Annotated in this window: 9 protein-coding genes; 1 reads left to right on the forward strand and 8 read right to left on the reverse strand. The window is 59.3% G+C overall.

Annotated elements, in window-relative coordinates; translation table 11 throughout:
• The 5 genes from WS69_RS09660 to WS69_RS09680 all read right to left on the reverse strand — a co-directional run.
• A partial coding sequence (locus WS69_RS09660; protein ID WP_059470564.1) for a hypothetical protein occupies nt 1–257 on the reverse strand: 257 nt, incomplete at its 3' end.
• Nucleotides 258–390: 133 nt separating this feature from the next.
• Nucleotides 391–723 carry a hypothetical protein gene (locus WS69_RS09665; RefSeq protein WP_156438048.1) on the reverse strand — a complete coding sequence of 111 codons (333 nt, stop codon included), beginning with the start codon at nt 721–723 and terminating at the stop codon, nt 391–393.
• Nucleotides 690–902, reverse strand: a complete 213-nt coding sequence (locus WS69_RS09670) for a hypothetical protein (protein ID WP_059470566.1) — start codon at nt 900–902, stop codon at nt 690–692. Before WS69_RS09670 ends, WS69_RS09665 begins: the two co-directional genes overlap by 34 nt.
• Before the next feature lie 56 nt (nt 903–958).
• A complete protein-coding gene (locus WS69_RS09675; RefSeq protein WP_059470567.1) occupies nt 959–1228 on the reverse strand; it encodes a hypothetical protein in 270 nt (89 codons plus the stop codon).
• A 28-nt stretch (nt 1229–1256) separates the two neighbouring features.
• On the reverse strand, nt 1257–1682 hold the full coding sequence (locus tag WS69_RS09680; RefSeq protein WP_059470568.1) for a hypothetical protein: 426 nt from the start codon (nt 1680–1682) through the stop codon (nt 1257–1259).
• Nucleotides 1683–2295: 613 nt separating this feature from the next.
• Between WS69_RS09680 and WS69_RS09685 the strand changes: the two genes are divergently transcribed.
• Complete coding sequence (locus WS69_RS09685; RefSeq protein WP_231747106.1) at nt 2296–2445, forward strand: hypothetical protein; 150 nt, start codon at nt 2296–2298, stop codon at nt 2443–2445.
• A 118-nt stretch (nt 2446–2563) separates the two neighbouring features.
• On the opposite strand, the gene WS69_RS30635 is transcribed toward WS69_RS09685, so the two are convergent.
• The 3 genes from WS69_RS30635 to WS69_RS33175 are packed head-to-tail and all read right to left on the reverse strand — an operon-like array spanning nt 2564 to nt 4202.
• Entirely contained in the window at nt 2564–3214 is a 651-nt protein-coding gene (locus WS69_RS30635) for an Ltp family lipoprotein (RefSeq protein ID WP_231747107.1), read from the reverse strand.
• Nucleotides 3215–3237: 23 nt separating this feature from the next.
• Nucleotides 3238–4011: an XRE family transcriptional regulator gene (locus tag WS69_RS09690; RefSeq protein WP_059470569.1), complete on the reverse strand. Its 774-nt coding sequence runs from the start codon at nt 4009–4011 to the stop codon at nt 3238–3240.
• Nucleotides 4012–4043: 32 nt separating this feature from the next.
• On the reverse strand, nt 4044–4202 hold the full coding sequence (locus WS69_RS33175) for a hypothetical protein (RefSeq protein ID WP_156438050.1): 159 nt from the start codon (nt 4200–4202) through the stop codon (nt 4044–4046).
• Nucleotides 4203–4310: the final 108 nt, after the last annotated feature.

Genomic DNA, 4310 nt, shown 5'->3' on the forward strand with positions numbered 1-4310 from the left:
TCCGGCGCATACTCCGATGAACCTCGCTGACTGGACGTATGCAGAAACCACGGCGTTCGGAGAACGGCGGCGATCGCATTTGCCGCGAAGTAGTCGCGAAGCGACATGCCGGCGCTAGCTCGCGCGGTGGCCTCGATGTAGATCCGGTCGCGCTCAGCCGAATCGGTGACGCCTTCAACTGCCGCCGCGCCGACGCGGTGCACGAACTGATGGTCGTTGATCGGAAATGCCGGTCCGCCGTCGTTGATCGTTTCCATGTGGTCCCTCGAAGTTCTTGTTCGATGAAATGCAGGTATCGTCAGTGCGCGCATCACGCGCAGATCACCCGGACATGAACAGCGCTTCCTCCGGGGATTTCGACCTGTTGCTCGCCGTAGCGGGAGCGGTTGCTCAAACAGCGGCCCACGACCGGACGCGACGGATGGCTGCGCGGACCTGCGTGCGTCGTTGCTTGGCGTTGCCGGTCAGGTGCAGATCGTCGCAACCGAGCACGTATTCGTGCGTGTTGCAGTTCGGGCACGGCTCGTCGCCGCTGTTGTGAAGCGGGCCGCCGGGCTCGTCGCAGCTATCCAGATCCCACAGATAGCCATCGATGCAGCAGCCGTCTTGGTACCGGGCGCCGAAGTGCGATCCTTGGTATCCGCAGCTCATCTCGTCCCCCTGTGTGTGGTGTGATTGCCCGCCGCAGGTCAGATGGAAGTGCAATGGCTGATCGCCACGCATCCACTCTTGCCGTTCAGCCACACGACTGCCGTGTGGCCGCTCAGGACTTCGGCTGCCGTGCGGGTCGTGAAGGTCTTGGGCGGATCGCCGCGCACCTCGGAATATTCGACGGAGGCACCCACCTGTACACGGGCATTCCAATCGTCGGCGGCCTTCTGCGGATTCGGTCTGCGATTCATTTTTGAGTCTCCTGGCTGATCGATGGTGTGATTGCCCGCAGGGCGGGCGCGGTTGGTCAGGCCGGCTGCAATGCGTTGATCCGCGAAAGCAGATCTTCGACCTCGTTCCAGTCGAGACGGCCGATAACGTCGTCGGTGATCTCGGTGCCGTACTCCAGGCGCCACGAATCGCCATTGAATCGGATGACGGCGAGCTCCCACTGTCCGACGTCTCCGCCGTAGCTGAATTCGTGTTGCACAACGCTCGCTCCGAATCCGTTTTCGAAGCGGTAGAGTTTTTGCACTCCGCCATTCAGCAGCCGTTCCATGTGAGGTGTGAAGCTCATGCCTATCTCCTGATGAGATTGAAATGGGTCAGTCGGCTCGCACGATGTGCAGCGCGCGTGCGCGGTGATCGGCGCAGCTGCTGACGCCGGCGTTGCCCGGGCCGAGCTCTGCGCCGCAGGCGGAGCAATACGTCTGCGCGAAACGTGGCGCGACAGCTGCAAGATCGGCGGCTGCAATGCGGCGCGCGATTTCAGCCTTGAGGACGTCCTGGCAGGTGCTCCAGACCTCGTACACATCCTCGATATGGCCGCGGCGCAGCGCGGCGTCGAGCACGGCGATCTGCTCAGTCGAGAACGGCAGCACGTCGAACGTGACGCGCTCGGCGATCGCTTCGTTGCGCTCGTCGCGCGCCAGCGCGGCGTCGTCGGCCGCTGCCTGCAGCTGGTCAGCGTGTCGATCGACCCGCGCCGGCAGCTTGCGGACGTTGTTGTGATGGGTTCGAGGAGTGTGCATCGCGTCCCCCTGAATAAAGGATTGCTAATCAAAGTTCAGTCTTGAACTGCGACGCTGCGTGCGCAGCTCTCACTGGTGACGCCTCAGAAGAAGAACCGCCACCGGTCAGAGCTGTTTCTGGACAGTCTCATGGAGCCGGGCCGGCGCTGATCTCCGGCTTCGGGACTCTGACAACTACGCCAGGTGCGCATCAGCCTGCGCATTCCGGCTCCATGAGACTGCATCACTCGCGCGCCCGGCTACTCCCGGCCGTGCCGGCTCCGGGCCGCGCGAGGGTTGTGCCGATTACAAAGCCATCGGTCACGTGGTGCTGGCTGTCTTGTGTCAGGTCCGTTCAAGCCTGCAAGCGGTAGCCAAACATCGGCCTAGCGCGCTGCGCCTGTCCTGACTCACGGCGCTGATCGCGCCGGCCGGTTGCTCCGCTGAAGCGGTCCCGGCTTACCTTCGGTTGTTAGAGAGCGATCCGCCTGGGGCGGTGGTGCGGTGGCGGTGCCGCGTTGAGATGAATATTAGGAGGCTAATTGGCGTGTGTCAATAGAAAGCTAATAGTGCCACGCGCGAAATTTGTAACAGCCTCGATTCGTCCATGCTAGAAGCTCGCAAGGAACCGGCCATGACGCCCCAAGACGCGGTGACGCTCTTCGAGCAGTTGAACATTGAAGGGAGGGCGCCAGTCTTCGTTGACGATACATGTGTCGGGTTCGCCGACTGGCTAGCCAGCGCGTGGGATCGCCTGAGTGATGATGAGATCGCGCGCTATTGACGTCGTGGGTGCGACGCTCTGGCGGGAGGAGTTGAGGCGGCGTCGGAAATGAAAAGCCCAGCTCGCGGCTGGGCTTCCAAACAAAATCGCGAGGCGTTCGCGCGTTTCAGAATAGGTATTAACATGCACCAGCTTGTTTTGCGCCGTAATCCGCCTGACTGGCTGTGTATCCATCGCCGGCTTCCGAGGAAAGCTGATGTATCAAGCCCTTGCATGAAAATCCCTGCATGGCTAGGTATTGCTTAGCAGATCGCACTGCCTGCTGATTCCAATCAACATTAAGGCTATCAACTGCAGCAGTAGCATCAGCCACGTCAAATCCATCTCCAGCATCGGATGAGAGTTGATGAATTAGCCCATTCCGCGAGAAACCCTGCACACTGAGATACTGCTTTGCCGATCTGACTGCGTTATTCTGAGGTGCAGTCAATCCAGTATCCCGGACCGTGGCGGCTTCGGCCGTTGCCGCCTCAGGAGCATTCGCTGTGCGAGTCGTAATATCGGTGTCCGTTGTCGGCAAGTGGAATGTCAGATAACCGCCAACTATGATCGCGAGCGTTGCGGCTGCTGCATGTCCCCATACGTATTTCTCACCAGACCTTTCGGAGCTATGGGACGATTTCGAGAAAAACAAGATCACCCACGACACAAGCGGACTGATTAGGATTGACATTAGAAACCAGAAACCCTTGCTTTTTCCTTTGTGAGATGCATAAGACGCCACAATGAAGTCAAGCACAAGTATGGTCACAAATCCCCAAATATTCATGTTACCCCTCGGTCGTTTTTGTTTCAGTTTCCACCTGCCCATCCTGAGCCAGATCGGTAGATCACTTCGCCCATGATGGATACTGAATCCAGGTGTTCTTGCGTTATAGTCTTGTCCGGATACTTCCCCGAATTGATCGAGTGTAGCGTGATCGATCCTCCGGCCTGCTTGAATATCTGCTTCACAAGCGGCTCGCCCTCGAAATAGATCGCGTAAACCTTGCCGTCCCGGATGTGATTCTTCGCCGTGTCGACCATGATCATGTCGCGGTCGAATAGGTACGGCTCCATGCTGTCGCCGTGCACGCGCACGAGCTTGCAGTCCTTGGGCTTCGAGCCGAGCGCCTTGAAAAAGCCGATGTCGAACGGTAACGCCTTCTTCTGCCGTACTTCCCACTGAATCAAACCGGTCCCCGCACTGAATCTGTAGTCGTACCTGTCCATCCAGACTCGGTTATCGTCTGGAGGAAGGTCGTCCGGGTGTTCCCACACCAGAACGTTCCCTTGGTCTTCGGGAATTTTATGTTGCCCGACCACGCGTTCGCGCGGCCCCTTTCCTGTCTCAAGCCAGTCTGCGGAGACGCCTAGCACGCGCGCTAGCGCGGCCAGATGTTTGGAGCCCTGGTTCTTCCCGGATTCAATCTGTCCGATGAGGCCTTGGGACACGCCGACCTGGCGAGCGAGCGCCTCCTGAGACAGCTTGGCGTCGAGGCGCGCCGCTTTGACGCGCGATCCTAAAGTTTCCATGGACGCGAGGATATTAGAAAACTCAAATAGTTTGCTCTTGACTTGATCCATTAGGATGCTAATATCGCCTCATGAACTGGAAATCACTGATCCGCGATCTGCTGGACGCCCACTGGACTCAGCGAGCGATCGCCGAGCACATCGGCGTTACACAGGCTTCCATCAGCCAAGTCCTTAGCGACAAGGCTGGGTCTCAGCGTGGCTTCCGCTTTGAGCCGGGCCAAAAGTTGGTTGAGCTCCATGCGCGCATATGTGCTCCGGCAAAGGAGGGGGCGTGAAGCCAGTCTCCGATATCACCGATCCGCCGCCGCAGCCGACGCGTTCACCGCGCATCACCGATCGCCAGGCCG

It is taken from the genome of Burkholderia sp. BDU5 (assembly GCF_001522845.1).
Taxonomy (GTDB): domain Bacteria; phylum Pseudomonadota; class Gammaproteobacteria; order Burkholderiales; family Burkholderiaceae; genus Burkholderia; species Burkholderia mayonis.